The sequence below is a fragment of the Dyadobacter sp. BE31 genome (assembly GCF_031457695.1).
In the GTDB taxonomy this organism is placed as follows: Bacteria; Bacteroidota; Bacteroidia; order Cytophagales; family Spirosomataceae; genus Dyadobacter.
Genome location: NZ_JAVDXA010000007.1, coordinates 467,718 through 484,506, shown reverse-complemented (window position 1 = coordinate 484,506; position 16,789 = coordinate 467,718). Strand labels below are relative to the sequence as shown.

The 16,789-nt window shown below is 45.9% G+C and carries 11 protein-coding genes, 1 tRNA gene and 1 pseudogene; 7 read left to right on the top strand and 6 right to left on the bottom strand.

All coding sequences use genetic code 11. The features are described 5' to 3' along the window. Positions 1-42 precede the first annotated feature (42 nt). On the top strand, positions 43-858 hold the full coding sequence (locus J2Y43_RS29835) for a nucleoside phosphorylase (RefSeq protein WP_309991295.1): 816 nt from the start codon (positions 43-45) through the stop codon (positions 856-858). A 275-nt stretch (positions 859-1,133) separates the two neighbouring features. Here J2Y43_RS29835 and J2Y43_RS29830 read toward each other — a convergent pair whose 3' ends face one another. Beyond that, the gene (locus J2Y43_RS29830; protein ID WP_309991293.1) at positions 1,134-2,786 is read right to left on the bottom strand and encodes an amidohydrolase family protein; all 1,653 of its coding nucleotides are present in this window, start codon (positions 2,784-2,786) and stop codon (positions 1,134-1,136) included. A 145-nt stretch (positions 2,787-2,931) separates the two neighbouring features. Here J2Y43_RS29830 and J2Y43_RS29825 point away from each other — a divergent pair, with 145 nt between their 5' ends. The 6 genes and pseudogenes from J2Y43_RS29825 to J2Y43_RS29800 all read left to right on the top strand — a co-directional run. Next, positions 2,932-3,957 (top strand): MBL fold metallo-hydrolase, encoded by a 1,026-nt coding sequence (locus tag J2Y43_RS29825; RefSeq protein ID WP_309991290.1) that lies wholly within the window; start codon positions 2,932-2,934, stop codon positions 3,955-3,957. A gap of 1,057 nt (positions 3,958-5,014) precedes the next feature. Then, positions 5,015-6,079 carry a DUF2235 domain-containing protein gene (locus J2Y43_RS29820; protein WP_309991282.1) on the top strand — a complete coding sequence of 355 codons (1,065 nt, stop codon included), beginning with the start codon at positions 5,015-5,017 and terminating at the stop codon, positions 6,077-6,079. Between the two features lie 125 nt (positions 6,080-6,204). After that, positions 6,205-6,918 carry a hypothetical protein gene (locus tag J2Y43_RS29815; RefSeq protein WP_309991280.1) on the top strand — a complete coding sequence of 238 codons (714 nt, stop codon included), beginning with the start codon at positions 6,205-6,207 and terminating at the stop codon, positions 6,916-6,918. 103 nt (positions 6,919-7,021) lie between these two features. After that, positions 7,022-7,738, top strand: coding sequence for a glycoside hydrolase family 75 protein (locus J2Y43_RS29810; RefSeq protein WP_309991277.1), 717 nt, complete (start codon positions 7,022-7,024; stop codon positions 7,736-7,738). A gap of 94 nt (positions 7,739-7,832) precedes the next feature. Then, a complete protein-coding gene (locus tag J2Y43_RS29805) occupies positions 7,833-9,638 on the top strand; it encodes a hypothetical protein (protein ID WP_309991274.1) in 1,806 nt (601 codons plus the stop codon). Positions 9,639-10,181: 543 nt separating this feature from the next. Next, positions 10,182-10,967 (top strand): annotated as a pseudogene (locus tag J2Y43_RS29800) (recombinase family protein); the annotation flags it as partial. A 736-nt stretch (positions 10,968-11,703) separates the two neighbouring features. On the opposite strand, the gene J2Y43_RS29795 reads toward J2Y43_RS29800, so the two are convergent. From J2Y43_RS29795 to J2Y43_RS29775, 5 genes are all read right to left on the bottom strand, one after another. Continuing rightward, positions 11,704-11,775, bottom strand: a tRNA-Arg gene (locus tag J2Y43_RS29795). A 99-nt stretch (positions 11,776-11,874) separates the two neighbouring features. Further along, positions 11,875-12,546: an NUDIX hydrolase gene (locus tag J2Y43_RS29790; RefSeq protein ID WP_309991270.1), complete on the bottom strand. Its 672-nt coding sequence runs from the start codon at positions 12,544-12,546 to the stop codon at positions 11,875-11,877. 19 nt (positions 12,547-12,565) lie between these two features. Next, positions 12,566-13,246, bottom strand: a complete 681-nt coding sequence (locus J2Y43_RS29785) for a hypothetical protein (protein WP_309991268.1) — start codon at positions 13,244-13,246, stop codon at positions 12,566-12,568. 131 nt (positions 13,247-13,377) lie between these two features. Beyond that, a complete protein-coding gene (glgB, locus tag J2Y43_RS29780; RefSeq protein ID WP_309991265.1) occupies positions 13,378-15,384 on the bottom strand; it encodes a 1,4-alpha-glucan branching protein GlgB in 2,007 nt (668 codons plus the stop codon). A gap of 127 nt (positions 15,385-15,511) precedes the next feature. Then, on the bottom strand, positions 15,512-16,720 hold the full coding sequence (locus J2Y43_RS29775) for a dipeptidase (protein WP_309991263.1): 1,209 nt from the start codon (positions 16,718-16,720) through the stop codon (positions 15,512-15,514). Positions 16,721-16,789: the final 69 nt, after the last annotated feature.

Below are 16,789 nucleotides of genomic sequence, written 5' to 3'. Positions count from 1 at the left end.
ATCCGTATCGGCTTTTAAAACTGTAAATCTGCCCTTATGCCCATGCCGGAAGCTAAAACACTATCAAACGAAAATTCAGCCATCAATGCAAATAAAGCGTACAAAGAACCCTCTGTTTTTCTAGCAGAGAACCTTTTACGCGAAGCCCGAAGACAAAAAAATATTCCTCAGGGCCAAATTCCTGCCGTCTGTGTCCTAGATCCGGATGGGGACATTGTCTCATACTTAGTAAAAAATGGCTTGTGCAGCCGTAATCCTTTCTGGGCCTGTTATCATTCCACCCTTTATGATGCCAGCTTCGATGGACTTGATTTTGGGATTATCGGATGTGCCGTTGGCGCTTCCTATGCGGTGCTGCTGGCGGAACAGATGTTTGTATCTGGATGCAAGCTACTAATTAGCATTACGTCGGCAGGAGCCATAAATGCCCCCAAAAACGATGCCAAATTCATTCTTATCGAACAGGCCCTAAGAGATGAAGGTACTAGCTATCACTATCTGCCAGCAGGCCACCCTGCCGAATTGAGCCAGTCGTTGAAAGAGAGGTTACAAAGATATTTCCAATCAAGCCAACTGATGGTTGAAACCGGTAAAAGCTGGACAACAGATGCCCCCTACCGGGAAACACAAACCGCCATTGAATATGCAAAAACACAAAATGTTACTTCCGTCGAAATGGAAGCGGCTGCTTTGTATGCTTTTGCTACCGTTAAGCAGGTCAATATTATTTGTTATGCTCATTTGACTAATACAATGGCCCAAGAAGGCGAAGACTTTGAAAAAGGCATTGAGAATGGAAGCATTGATTCTCTTCAGATAGTCTTGGCAACAATCAAGGCCGTCTTATTGGAAATTTGAGAAGACTGTATCGGTCAACGGCTACAAAGCCATGAAAGAAGATAAAAGCCTTTTTGCTGCCAAGAAATATCTCTTCTCACGAATTCGATAATAAGCAAGCACGCCAAATTTACCGATTTTATTGCTGGAATGCGCCCCACGCAGCAGTTCAGGAGCCCGCTCCAAAGTCCTAAAGGTATTTTTTAGGTCAAAGGCAAATTCAAATCAGCAAGATTCCATCTGCGTCTTTGCAGCCCAATCACCATCCAGGCCAGACAGGTTATTGGTTCGCACAACTAAAAATTCCTCCTGTCTGCCATTTGCAGCACCTGAGCAATTCTTTTGCGGTAAAGCTCATCGTCAGCAGACAGTAATTTGGTCCTTTTCAGATTAGGCTCGTTTAGGACCTTCAAGGTGTAATATCCAAACAACTCATCAAGTAACGCCAATGATTTGCCCAATTCAAATTCTAGCTGCTTGTTGATGCTCACCGCTTTGGTCTGCGCTACTTTCCCTTCGGATTTGGAAATCGTTTCATAGTCCAGCACGCCGAGTTTGTCATAGATCTCAGGCGAGCCGTACACGATCCTTCCATTTACGATAGTTGCCAAAACAGCCCGGTCATCAAGTTTGATCAACGCGTCCATCGGCGACTGGTTAGTAACATCTCTTCTCAATATGAAAAAATCCGCAAAAAATCCTTTCTGGATCTTTCCACATTTTAATCCTCCCAATGCGGCGGTAGCATTCACGCTGGCCATTTTATAAAGTTCAACAGTTGGAATCGGACGGCCAATGTTCTGAGATAGTTGATAAGCAAACTTCAATTCGTCCCAAACATGCTTGCTGCCGCTTGGAGCCCAATCAGAACCCAGACATATATTAACTCCTGCCGCTAACAATTTTTCCACAGAAATTGTATCGCCGTAAAGCAAAAGGTTCGAAACTGGCGACCAAATAAGGCTGATCTGATTATCTTGAAGAAAGTGCAGATGCAGGTCATCGTCGGTATTAATTCCATTTACATGGGTCAACGATAGCTTCGCTTGTCTTAAGCGTGGGCCGATTGAGTTCTTGGAACAAGCGTCGATAAATGCCACAAACTCATTCCGGCTATATTCATCCGGCCCTGGAAGCAGATTACCCGACCTTCCCTCAGCAAGGTGTGCAATTGTTGCTAGCCGGGTTTGATTGCCGCCCTTCACTTCCTGGATAAATTGAGTTAGCCCACCACGTTGCACGGTCGCGAAGTTAGCAGTATTACCACTGGCCGCTGCTGGATCACCAGACATATCAGGAGCAGGCTGAAAAAAATCAACAACCGACTCAATCGCTTTTTTTCCAACTAAATCCAGATCTGTCAAATTCCCAGTGTTTCTGATAATAAATGATTTTTCATCGCTAGATTCTTTGCTCAAATCCATCGTCTGCTGAATTAGCGTTGTGCCACCGGCGACCGCCTGTAGTTCGGTTACAATACCATGCATTTTCTTTACCCCCGACAGAAATTCGACAAGAATCGATTGGGTTGCCACCAGGTCTTTTTTAAAGAGCACTTGCGGGTCGTGATGAATGTAACTGGCGGCGCGCAAAATCAAGTCATGATGGTCCGTCCAGCTTTTTTCAATGAAAGCTTTGAACTCTTTGACATGCGTCCGATACTCATTGTTTGCGCGCCACTGATGTCGGCTTTTCCAGAGAACCGGGCTGGTCCACAATGGGAATATATTATAGTCGGTGTGCGTGTGTAAATTGATGAATCCAGGAAAGATCAGATCAGCATCGCTAAGCTCAATAATTTCCCATTGGCCGGTATCAACATCAACCCTTCCCGACTCGATGTCTTCGATTTTTCCGCCTCGGATAAATATCGATTTAAGCGCGTCCTTCCCGTACTCGTCAACAGCATTACCAATCAGACAGATGGATCGTCTTGACGTAGTTAACATGAAAAAATTGATAAATGTGACAATTTGATGTAAATAGTATTAGATCTTGTGACTGAGCACATCATATTGACAAGGTATCAAAAATATATGTGTTGTTTATGATCGGAAGGGCTACTTTTCTAACTAACAGAATGATATTTGTGCAATGAATATTTCAATCAATATGCTTGATGTCAATGATGGCGATGCCATTATCGTACACCTTGAACGTTCTGCCGCAGAGCAGTTAGTTATTATTATTGATAGCGGTCATAAAGGTGATTGGCAAAGGGTTACCACAGTCACAGACCCAATTCTCAAAAAGGCAAATAAATCCGGACCAGACCTAATTATCTGCACCCATTACGATGCCGATCATATTGGTGGGTTAATGAAAGTTGTTCAACATTACAATGGCCAGATCCGACAGGTGTGGATTCATCATCCAGGCCTTCTGTTGGAAGCCTTTAAATTAGCTAGCTCGGTTCTCCGATCAGAGAAGGCTGGTCAACAACTACTACTGTCGGAAGCAAGCGCATTCAAGTCGACACTGTTAGCCTATAATTTATCGTATGAAACCAAACAGCTGGTTCTTGAAAGCTACGAGGATATGCTTGAATTTGTCAACTTTCTCCAAAGTTCCGGTATCCAAACACGAGAACCATTTCCTGACATCTCTTTTCCGGGATGGCCTGAACTAAAAGTACTCGGACCAACACGGACGTTTTATGGATCGCTTCTGGATAGACTCGGCAGTCCAGCCAACGTTCTTATTGCGGAGATGCTGGAGATCAGCCAGAACGAAAAGAAACGTAGCCGACAAATTCAAACCGACCCATGCCTTTTCCTGGACAGCCAAAACAAATCGGGGGTCACCGCAGTCAATCAAGCAAGTGTTATTTTGGAAATTACAGCGGATGAAAAAAAATATTTGTTCACAGGTGACGCAAGTTTGGAGTCATTCAACAACATCCCAAACTACCCTGAATCATTGCGAGATATTTTTTGGCTAAAAGTAGCGCACCATGGCAGTCAAAAAAACTCGACTTTCCAACTATTCAACATCATGTCCTGCAAACACGCATTTATTTCCGGACGGCGTCACCTGGACGAAGAAGTAGCCGAATGCCTCACCAAAAAAGGGGCAGTGGTACGCACAACAAAAACGGACGGAGACTTAGTGTTTCCTTGACTACTTAAAAACCACTGCCGATCTGTTTACGAACGGACGATACGTGCTTAATGTCACGGGTGATCAAACAAACTTGTTTACGATCTTTAACGTTCGCGACAACTATACCGACAGAAACTGCATCAAAAAACTTTGTCATCAGGTTGCCTGGGAATGACCAAACCACTGGATCATAAATTATAATATCTACGTTCGTATATGGGTAAACGTACAACTATTTTTTTTACCGATAATGATGCAGATGGCCGCTTCTTATTCTCAGAGGCTATCAAACTCGGATATCCTTGGTTAGAAATTGTTGAAGCTGAGATCGGCAGCAGCTTTTAGCACTTTTAAAAGCCCAAATATTACCCCCGTCATGCTTAATCGTCCTGGACATGAACATACCGAAAATGAATGGCCTGGAAACGCTGACTGATTTGCGTCGTATTGCGAGACTCGCCACAATACCGGTAGTTATACTCTTAACTCTCATTCTCAGGTAGTGCAGACACTATTCAATTTGCAAGGCTACTGGAAGCAATTCAATATTTTATAAAATCTTCTGCCATGGATGGTTGGATAGATTTATCCCGACAAATCATTTTTGGAGAATCCAGACCGCGGCTGGCGTCAGGTCGCGCAAATCCGTCAGTTTAGCGGTTTAGACAGTCTATTTAAGAAAACTTCGAAAATGTGTCCCCTGACCGCACACGCAATTAACCCGCAAACCAGAAAGATCCATTTACGAGATATCTGCATGCGGCCACAAAGGGATTTAAGGAAACAACCGAATAATAAATATAGTGTTGATAATGAGTAAATTAAAATCGAAATGCTTTCTTTTAACCACAAGTTCTAAAGACGCAGAGTAAACTTTTTTTACTAAGTTCTCAAAATTCGACGCCTTAGTAAATCAATCTTACATAGTGGTCGCTGCTGACAAACCAGCCGAATGTATTCCCAATTGGGAGTAACAAAGATTCTTAATAGTTAAAACAATTAGTTCAAAAGATTTTAGGGTCCGTCGAACACACAACTAACCTGACCCAACTTATCAATATAACCACCCTCTTCGATGAAAAACATAGTTATCTGTTGTGACGGTACGGCAAACGAATGGACAACGCCTGATAAAAATTCTAATGTAGTGCAACTTTTCTGTATGCTTGCAAAGGATCCGTCTAACACGCAACAAGTCAGGTATTACGATCCAGGTGTGGGAACCAGGGGCTACACACACTTGCTGGATTGGTGGGACCAAGCTACCGGGTGGAGTGTTGACGAAAATGTAAAACAGGCCTACACTTTTTTAATGAACTTTTACGAGCCAGGCGACCGGATATTTCTATTCGGTTTTAGCCGTGGCGCATTTACAGTAAGGGTTTTATCCGGCCTGATAGCTAAGAGCGGACTGCTTTACAAACGGAATGAGAACCTAATCGAATACGCTTTCAAAATATTTCGAGGCAAAGACAATGATGAGCAAGCCAAAGATTTTGTTACCAATCTTTCGCAGTCAGTTGAAATTGCGTTTTTAGGGGTTTGGGACACGGTTAGCGCTATGCTGCAGAAAGCGTCCCTGAGTAAACTTCCTACCTTCTTCCAGGATACAATGCTATCTGAGAAAGTGCAATATGCTTGCCAGGCACTTTCAACGGATGATTTGCGACACGTCGTATTTCGTCCTATTTTATGGGGACCTGTCGAGCCACTCTCGAGGATGGAGCAAGTCTGGTTTGCGGGCGCGCACTCTGATGTTGGCGGTGGTTACGAGGCTGATGCAAAAGGCCATAGATCGGCCAGAATCCCACTTCAGTGGATGATCAAACGAGCAAAGAAGCACGGGCTGTTGATCGACCCAACTGTCGATGTTGACAACATTGCCCTACCCTTAGATGAATTAGGAGATCTACACCGTCCGGATAAAAGCCTGCCTTGGATTCTTGCTCCATTTTTAAATGGCAAGCGGTCAATTCCTGAGAAGGCTATAATTCGAGATACGACGACGAGTTTGCTCTCACGCCTGCATAAATCCGTTATTGACAGGATTGAATCAAGAAATGATTATCAACCGAGAAACTTGCCTGCTAGCTATGAAATAGTTGATGACGATGGTAGCGTGCTTGCGGTTGTCCCCTAGACATGTGATGACCGTCTAGCTCGCGATAAAAACATAACCCAAATCGGGATGTTCGATCGATAGGTTAAAAAAATATCAGACAAAGATTTCTCCAAAATAAGACATAAAACTCTCCAAATTCGATCATGGCAAAGAAAAACCTCCCTCAAAAGCATGACATTCTTAATCTTGATTACGAAACCGAACCAGACAAGGTCTGGCTTACCAAGCAGGAAACGCTGCGCAAATTGGTAGGGTTTCTAGGCGTCTCCTTACCTCCAGTATTATATCTGTTTGTACTTGGCTCATCGGGATACGACAAACCGCTGGATTCAATAAGCCATTATTACTATACGCGTTGGGGAAGCTTGCTAGTAATCATTGTCAGTCTATTAGCTATATTTCTATTGATCTACAAAGGTAAGGAGCTGATCGATTTTATTCTCTCCACCGTGGCAGGTACTGGTGCACTTTTGTTGCTTCTACTTCCAACAAGTAACATTTCAGACCCATCTGTACCGGAAAAAGTTGGCGTGACACATTTGGTTGATAACCCAGTGCGGGAAGCGGTTCATTATGGCTCTGCCGCTTTATTCTTAGTGTCTTTGGCAATCATGTCCATATTCCTATTTCCGCGGGTGGATAATACCTTGACCAAGATGAAAAAAGTCCGAAACAAGTTTTATGTCGGATTTGGAATCCTCATGATCCTGGCATTGCTGGTCATATATCCGGGACAAGAGATAATCCCGGACATTGTTTATGACAAACATCACCTGACGTTTTGGATGGAGGCACTAGCCGTTGAGTTTTTTGGCGCATCCTGGTTAATCAAAGGAGGTGTCTTTCTTCAAGACTGAATAGCGGTGGCTACAGCAACCCGTCTTTGGACCCAAGAAATCTCCTAGCACAGATATTAACATATAAATCGCTAAACTATCATCTTTCAAAATTGTTGATACTATGAAAACGCTCATTTTCCTAACATTGCTCTCGATCCCCGACCTTGCTTCAGCGCAGCTTACCAAAAAATTATACAAGACGATTGGATCGGTAAAAGTCTACGAAGTAGAGAACAAGGGTATCTACATTTTTAGGAGCGGATTTAGCTTCGATGCGGATGGAGCGCCGAAGGCATACCATAAAAACGACAAAGTTGCCCTTGACTTTCTAGCAAATGCCGGCAAGCCGGGAAACTGGTGGGGAGTTGTGACCAATACAGGTAAAAAGGATGGAATACCTATCGTCCAAACTGCCCAAGATCCAGCGCCTGGCTACTATGTTTCCCCGACCTCTCTGGCCGATAAATCAAAAAAAGTACAAGACCCAAACCGGTACGTGGACTCGCAGGAAATTCCCTACATCGCGCTTCCCTCAAAATTCTCAACCCAATTCAAACTGGGTGATATTGCGCTAGTGGTCAACAAGAAAAATAACCTTAGGTGTTATGCCATTTTCGCCGACGTCGGACCAGCAAATAAGATTGGAGAAGGATCCATCAGCCTGGCAAAACAACTTCAAATACCCGGAAACCCAAAAGCTGGAGGACCCACGGCCGATGTGGTGTATATCTTAATCAAGAATTCAGGCAGTAGCGCAGTACTGGGCAAACAACAGATACAAAGCATAGGACAAACAAAATTAAGCGAGGCAGATATCAGCAACCTGCTTTCCGAGTAAATCCAGAGTACGTATTTTGTTTAAACCAGTCCCTGTTGCCAAACATGGGCCTGGCACTGACATTAATTTGTAAACCACTCGCTAACCAACAATTATGCTCGGCTTTGACGATAAAGATGCAATTTGGAACTCTCAAACAACTTATTTGAATAATCTCAACTATTTTGCCCGTGACGTCTTTGGCTTTATTGATCCGGGGTTAAAGCCTGAAATCATTTTAATAGGAATTGATAACAGCGTGCGATATGATTTTAGCCTACCCTATTACAACTATCCGACCAAAAAGCCAGATCCCTTGGCGGATAAGCCATTATTCAAAATTGCCCAAGGTAAACCGGAGGTCGGCTCGCAGTCATTAGATCAGATTTTTGAGATTGCAAAAAACCTCGAAACAGATTCAAACGCGTCCGAAGTTAACTCCTTTCGATCGACGAAGGCGAAGGTTACTTCGTTAAGATTCGCTCTATTGCAAATTCTGTCTACAGGGAACAACTTCTCGGAAAAAATGATCTTTATTTCTGGTGAAAAACAGGGAAATATATCGGCTGAGATTAACGGTTATACCGTATTTACTGTTCTATTCTTGGAAAAAAGTGCGTTTCTCACGCATGGTTTGCCACGGGAATTCTGGTCTCAAAATGTCAAAGATCCAGACATGTCATTCGCCCACGCGACGGCGACGATGGTTTTAAGGGAATGTGTACTTGCCCTACGTGATCCTCACAAAGGCCATTTTGGAGAAATTATTGAGAGGAGTTCAGAAGAATTGTTGCATCGTGCAGCAAGATCCTTTATGCAGTCAATCGGCCGCATTCTTTCTAAATCGGGAGGTCCCAATCTTTTCGATTCCTACAACTTAATTTCTTCTTTACCTTATGAAGGAGCCGAGGGGGTCGGAAGTATGGTACTGGTTGCAAAAAACTCTACTTCGCTAAAATTGGCACTAGAACTAGAGCGCCCGTTTCCACTAAAAGATTTCAGAAAGGTTAGAAAATTCCTAGAGCTCTCAAAACAGGGTTTACTAGTTGTCTGTGACGGCACTCATATTGTAGGACTTTGCAGGAATACAAAGAAAAATGAAAGTCTTGCAGCTAACTTAGTTATTGACTTCACAGGCCACTTTCGGTGGAAAGTTCGCCTTGGCAAGCAATTGATTTTATCTGTGGCATACAGTCAGCCGGTCATTGAACGGAGCAGGATCGATGATAGTAAGTTTCGCGTCGATCTCCCAAGAATTTTCAGTGGCATTCTTCCTCAGCAAGTTGACCACATTTGCGCTCTTGTACATGAAGGAATTGGTCAAAAGCACGGAACAATGCTTGTGATTTCAGACGATGCCCAGTCAGAAGCCCAGCGCCTGGCAAGCCAGGCGCTGATCGTAAAACCTGTTAGGCTGACATCAAGTATGATGTTACCGCTATCTGCAATTGATGGCGCCATATTGATGGATCGTCACGGTGTTTGTCATGGGATTGGGGTCATATTGGATGGACCTGCAACAAAGCAAGGTGATTCGTCGAGAGGTGCCAGATACAATTCCGCTATCAAATACTTTCAGGATAAAAGACGGGGAGGACTGATGATCATTATCATTTCCGAAGATGGTATGGTTAATTTGATCCCAAACCTGATGCCCCAGGTATTCCACTCAGTGATTTCTGCAAGGATTGAAGAACTTAAAACACTTGCGTCAGATACTATACCTGACCAGAAAGTTTATAACAGAGTCATGGGTGACTTAGACAGTTACAAATTCTACCTAAGTCGGAACGAATGCAAAATCGTCAATCAGAAATCCCGGGAAGCTTCAAAAAAAATCAAAGACCCCTTATTTATTGATCTCTTTAAACAGGAATTTAGACCCTACGAAGAGATGAACGAAAGCTATTACTTAGATTAATTTTACCGCAAAAGGACAATTTAGCACTGCAGGTGTAAGCTTACATTTTCCACTTAAACCAACGTATAATCGTACACTAGCTTACCATGCGAAAAATATCAATTAGTTTATTTTCAAGCATTTAAGTATGAAATTACCTTTAAGTCGTCAAGAAAATGGTTCGACATTTGTTCCGTTGCGGGTAGAATGCTATTCTTCCCTGTGCCCTTGAGATTAAAGGTTCAAATGTCGAAAGCTTTGTTTCGGGTTTTCCATCTACCACATTGACCCATTCGAAAATCGAAAGGGTGTTTGATCCCCGTCTTCTCAGGTCTATATTATGGCTGTGAGAAAAGAACGAAGGGATGGGAAAACAAAGCGAACTGAACAATGAGCAGGTATTGAGTGTCGTCAAACACCTAAAGGATATCGGCGAAGATATAACGATCGAGCAAGCAGAATTAATGTTAGATTCAATGAAACAACTGGTTACATTGGCTATAAATCAGTATTTTCGTAACGTTCCAGATTCAAAACTTCATTCATCAACAAATATTTAGTCCGATGTCCAGAGCTATTCTATATGTCAGGGTTAGCACTGATGAACAGGCAGAAAAAGGCTATTCTCAGCGAGATCAAGAAGAAAGGTTACGAAATTGGTGCAAATACAATTCCGTGGAAGTTGTCGAAGTGATCCTTGAAGACCATTCGGCAAAAACATTCTTGCGACCAAAGTGGCAAATGCTACTTACCAGATTAAAGGAGAATAAACGACTTCGGGTAGATCAAATTTTATTTACCAAATGGGATCGGTTCAGTCGTAATGCAGGTGATGCATATCAGATGATCAGCATACTTCGAAAAGCTGGCATTGAACCACAAGCTATCGAACAACCACTTGACATCCGTATTCCGGAGAACAAGATCATGCTTGCCTTCTATTTAGCGGCGCCTGAGGTTGAGAATGATCGCCGCGCATTAAATGTCTTCCACGGTATGCGGCGTGCCAAGAAAGAAGGGCGTTGGGTTGCCACCGCTCCAATAGGATATCGAAATTCCCGCTCATTAGATGGTAAAAAAATAATTGAGCCCGACCAGTCCAAGGCACCTATCATAAAGTGGGTATTTGAGGAACTTGCATTGGGCAGGTTTAACACCGAGCAAGTCTGGAAACAAGCGGTAAGAAAGGGACTCAAATGCAGCAAAAATAATTTTTGGCTCGCAATTCGGAATCCGGTGTACTGCGGACAGATACTCATTCCCGAATTCGAAGGGGAAAAGGCACATCGCGTAAAAGGATTGCACGAGCCAATTGTCACGCCAGCAACGTTCAACTTAGTACAAGATATCATTTCCGGACGGAAAAGGAATCCGTACCAAAGGCCTAAAATAGTCTCCGACGACAATCTACCGCTGAGGGGATTTTTGCGTTGTACGAAATGTGACAGAATGCTTTCGGGCAGTGCATCGAAAGGAAGGAGCACTTACTATTACTATTATCACTGTTCTTCGTCATGTGGTGTTCGATTTAAAGCGGACGAGGTAAATGAAAAATTTGAACGCCAACTCAACATGCTGGTACCGCGACCAGGCCGGATGAAGATCTATTCTGATCTGGTGCTAAATAGCTACAAAGAACAGACCAAAATTCGGGAAAAAGAGCGAAGAGATTTAGTCGAAGAACTCGACAAGATTAATGAAAGATTGCGAAACGCACGAATCAAATTGGTCGACGGCCTTCTGGCAGCGGAAGACTTTGAGCATGTAAAATCACTATGCACAAAACGAATTGAAGAACTTGAAATTAAGCTGAACAGCTTTTCCGACGATCAAGCAGAAATAGGTGCCTATTTAAAGCATATCCTCACGGGACTCGAACACCTCTCAAAGCTTTATAAATCAGGCACCTTAGAAGAAAAAAGACAGATAATTGGTTCGATCTTCCCCGAAAATTTGACTTTTGACGGAATGGAACATCGAACCGCTCGACTGAACGAAGGGATTGATCTTATCTATCAGATAACGAGCAAGTTAAAGACACAAAAAAAAGGGACAAGTGCGTTTAAAAACGACTTGTCCCTTAGGGTGCTCCCGAAGGGATTCGAACCCCTATCGATGGTACCGGAAACCATTATTCTATCCATTGAACTACGGGAGCATTCGTTGGCTTTGGGCCGGTAACGGGGTGCAAATATAGTCGCTATTTTGAATTTTGACCAATCACACCCAATTTGTTTTCAAATTTCTCCGACAAAAATCACAACTTCTTCAGCAACTCCCAGTCGCCCACGCTTTTCAGGTAGAGGTAATCAAGTAATACCCCGTTTACATTCGTGATCAGCTTGTGGCCCTCTTCGAACGGGACAACGAAAGTCTTGATGTACTCGTGATCGGAAAGCAGGCCCTGCACCGTGTCGTGGTACGACTGGATGGCCTCAGAAGTGAGTTCCAGTTCGCAATAGAACATGTACATAGCTTCGTCGCTGGTACCGGTAGACGGGTAGAATGGCTCACTGTTGACGCTGATCAGCTGGGATTTTTCGACGGCGATGCCGGTTTCTTCGAAAACCTCACGCGCGGCCACGGAGGCTGCGTCGCTTTCGCTATCGAGCATGCCGGCAGGGTGTTCGTAGGTCATGGAGCCGTCACAAATGCGACGCTGCTGTACGAGGAGCAGGTATTTTTCTCTGGTTACAACATCAATAAAACATACGAGCACGCTTACGACTTCGCCTTTCAGGAAGCAGATCGGCGGTATTTTGTTGCCTTCCGGCGTTGTCGCGTCGGTGTAGAGGAGCGAGAACAACACTTCGCCGTGACCGTTGCGGCGGGTATAAAGTTCATCGATCCGATGGATATCCAGCCCATTGCTGATCAGGCGGTTTTTCCAGAGATTATATTTATGCGAATCTGTCAGATTCTCTGCCATATGCCGGTGTGTGAGTTGCTTAGTTGTATAACGGGAACGACAGTGCCACGTAAGGTACGCCGTAAGTGGTCGAATAGCGCGTCTGGCCGTTGATCAGCTTGTCGGGCGATGCGTACGTGATGCGACCATGCACATAAGCTACTTTCACGCCGATCTGGTCGGTGATCCAGAAGCGAACATATGCTTCCGACTGCCCGTTTTGCTTATCCATGAACAGCGGCAGGGCGTTCAGGGTTGCAGGACCGCTTTTAATGTAGGAATTGTAATGCGCGCCGCCTTCTCCATAAAGGCCGCCACCTTCGTACAATGCATTGCGTTTCAAGCCGAATGCAACGCCAAAAAGGTCGGTATTGGCTCCGATGTCGAATTTCCAAACTCTGAAATTAGCCCCAAGCAGAAAGCTGGCACCATTGGCAGTGATTTTTCCGAATTTGAGCGTATCGGCATTGAGCGCACTGGCCTTGGGAAGCATGTCCGTGCGGCCGGCGTAATACCCCCAGCCGCGCACGCCCCAACCTATCCTGAACCAGGGAAAGTTACTGAGGCTCAATTCCTGATGGTAGGTAACCGAAGGTACCCAAACCTTGTCCTGGTAGCCCAGACCGACGTCGATGCCGGAAGTAACGCGGGATATATCCTGAGAAAAAGCTTCTGATAAACCTAAAAAAACAAAAAGTACTATGAATCGAATGCTTTTCATTTGGTCGTGATGTTTTGAACGGCAAAGGTAAAAAAATAAGGCAGAGACCCCAGCCTCTGCCTCAAGATCATCTACGAAATAAGTAAACGGTAGACACAGATTCGCAACTTTACCGTTGCTCCTCTGTCAAACTATTTGCGCTTTTTGACTTCTTTCCTGAGCACCACCGCCCCCAACGGAGGCAAATCCAGGATCAGCGAATGGGCTTTCCCATGCCATTGATGGCTCTCCGCAGTTACCGGCTCATAATTGATGATCCCGCTGCCACCGAACTCCGCCGCATCCGAATTGAATATCTCCTTCCAGCTTCCTTCCGAGGCCACGCCCAGGCGATAACCTTTCCGTGGAACCGGTGTGAGGTTCAGCGCGATGATCAGGTTACGTGCCGGGTCGGTCGACTTGCGGGCGTAAACGAGTACGGAGTTTTCACGGTCCTGGGTATCGATCCATTCGAAGCCATCGTGTGAGAATGAATAGTCGAACAACGCCGGCTCCTCTTTGTACAGCTTGTTGAGCGCAATCACGCATTCACGAATGCCTTTGTGCGGCGCATGTTCCAGCAAATGCCAGTCGAGGCTCTGCTGGAAGTTCCATTCGGAAGTCTGCCCGAATTCGCCCCCCATGAACATCAGCTTCGTGCCCGGGTGCGTGTACATATAGGTGAACATCAGGCGCAGGTTCGCGAACCGCTGCCATTCGTCACCAGGCATTTTGTTAATGAGTGATTTCTTGCCGTAAACCACCTCATCATGCGAGAACGGCAGCATGAAGTTCTCAGAAAATGCGTACACCAGACTGAATGTAAGCTGATCCTGGTGCCATTTGCGGAACGCCGGGTCTTTCTCGAAATACTTCAGGGTATCGTTCATCCAGCCCATCATCCATTTCATACCAAAGCCCAATCCGCCTACAAACACAGGGCGGGATACGCCCGGGAATGCCGTCGATTCCTCGGCGATGGTCTGAATATCCGGGAACTCGGTGTAAACGGCTACATTCATTTCACGCAGCAATGAAATCGCTTCCAGGTTCTCGCGGCCGCCGAATTCGTTTGGGATCCATTCACCGTGCTTGCGGGAATAGTCGAGGTAGAGCATCGATGCCACCGCATCCACGCGCAGGCCGTCGGAGTGATAGCGGTCGAGCCAGAAAATGGCATTACTGATCAAAAACGACCTCACCTCGTTCCTTCCGTAGTTGAAAATATAGCTCTTCCAGTCGGGATGGTAGCCTTTGCGTGGGTCTTCGTGCTCGTACAATGCCGTGCCGTCGAACCGGAACAGCCCGTGAGCATCCCCCGGGAAGTGGGAAGGCACCCAGTCCATATAGACGCCTATGCCCGCCTGGTGCAGCTGGTCGACGAGGTACATCAGCTCCTGCGGCGTACCCATGCGCGACGAGCAAGAGAAATACCCGGTGATCTGGTATCCCCACGACGGCGCGTACGGGTGCTCCATAATCGGCATCAGTTCCACGTGCGTGAAACCCATTTCTTTCACATAAGGCACCAGGTTGGCTGCGATTTCCTTGTAGGTCAAATGCCTTTCGGGATTGGACGGGTCGCGCTGCCAAGAGCCCAAATGCACTTCGTACACCGAAATCGGCGCATTCAGCTTGTTCTTTTCCTTACGGATTTTCATCCATTCGGCATCATTCCATTCGTACCAGGTATCCCATACAATGGAAGCCGTACGCGGCGCTACCTCGCACCAGAGCGCAAATGGGTCCGACTTTTCGAGGTGCTGCCCGTTTTGCGAGATAATGTAGTATTTGTAAACTTCCCCTACCCCGACGTTCGGAATCCAGCCTTCCCAGATACCTGAGCTATCCCAGCGCGGCGCCAGCGAATGGCTGCCGTGGTTCCAGCCGTTGAAATTTCCGATCACCGACAGGTAGGTCGCGTTGGGCGCCCACACTGCGAAATACGTCCCTACCACCCCATTGACCTCCATCACATGCGAACCCAGCTTCTCATAAAGCTTGAAATGCTTGCCCTGGCGGAACAAGTGTATATCGAAGTCTGTAAAACGGCTAATGGTTTCCACCGCATTCACCGACTGGGCCGCCACAGGGGTGCCGGCATCCTCGGCAGGGTCGACGGTTGCGTTTGCTTTTTTCTTTCCGGTTGACTTAGCCATTTGTAATTCTTCAATTAATGTGTAATCTGTTCGAGGACGTAAGATTTACAATTTTATTAAACTATTTATTAAAATGTATATATTTTTTGTCCCCTCTGTACCGTCGGGAGCGCCACTTGAATGCAAATCAGATGTTGCCCGCGGCCTTTTCTACCTGATCCAGAACGCGCATGATGTTGCCGCCCCATATTTTTTCGATGTCCTTCGCCGAATAGCCTCTTTTGACCAGTTCCTCGGTGATAGCGCCGATCTGGCTCACGTCCTGCAAGCCGACCACCTCGCCACCGCCGTCCATGTCCATTCCGATACCCACGTGGTCCACGCTCGTAAGTTTGATCACGTGCTCGATATGGTTCACGGCGTCCTGCACAGTAGGCATATCCGACTTATACTTTTCATTGATCGCCTTCATTTCGTCCCTCAAAGCCATCTTATCCGCGTCCGAAAGATCGGTCTGGCGAATTTTGAGGCGCAATGCTTTCAGCGACATCTCGTGCGGCTCCGAAGGCTTTTTCACAAAACCGGGAACAAAGTTGATCTGGATCACGCCGCCGTTTTTGGCCAGTGTTTTAATCATATCGTCGGTCATATTCCGTGGCACATCGCACAATGCGCGGCACGACGAATGCGAGGCGATCACCGGCGCCTTCGTCAGTTTGATCACATCATAAAAAGTGGAATCCGAAACGTGCGAAATATCAACCATAATGCCCAGCCGGTTCATTTCTTTCACCACTTGCTCACCGAATGCGCTCAATCCATTGAACTCCGGGCCGTCGCCGTCCGTGGAAGAGTCGCAAATGTCGTTATTCAGTGAATGCGAAAGGGTAATGTAGCGCAGCCCGAGATCGTAATAGAGTTTCAGGTTGGTCAGGTCCTTCCCAACTGGCCAGCCATTTTCCATACCAATAAAAACGGCGCGTTTGCCCTCTTTCTGCAAGCGGTAGGCGTCTTTGGACGTCGTAGCGAGCCCGGCGGTTTGCGGATTGGCTTTTACGGCCTCATGGATTTTGTCAAAAATCGCCAGGGCTTTTTTCTTGGCTTCGGCATTAGCCTCTTCGGTGCGCTTGCCCTGCCCGAGGTACACCGCGAAAAACATGCCGTCCATGCCGCCCCGGATCATCCGCGGGAAATCGATCTGCGAGCGGTCCTTTTCAAAATCATGCTCGACAGCCACGTCGAAGCCGGGCTTCATCATATTAATAGGTACGTCGGCATGGGTGTCGATGGTCAATGCGGCGGCGTGGATCTTCTTGGCCTTGTCCGACATCACGGGTGGTGCGAGTTGCGCGTGCGCCAGCGCAGGAACGAGTAGCAGGAGTAAAAACCGTTTCATTTTCAGGAGTAATTGGTGATTGGTAAAGGAATATTAGCAGTTTTTAAATTGATCTTTTTTTCCCGCATT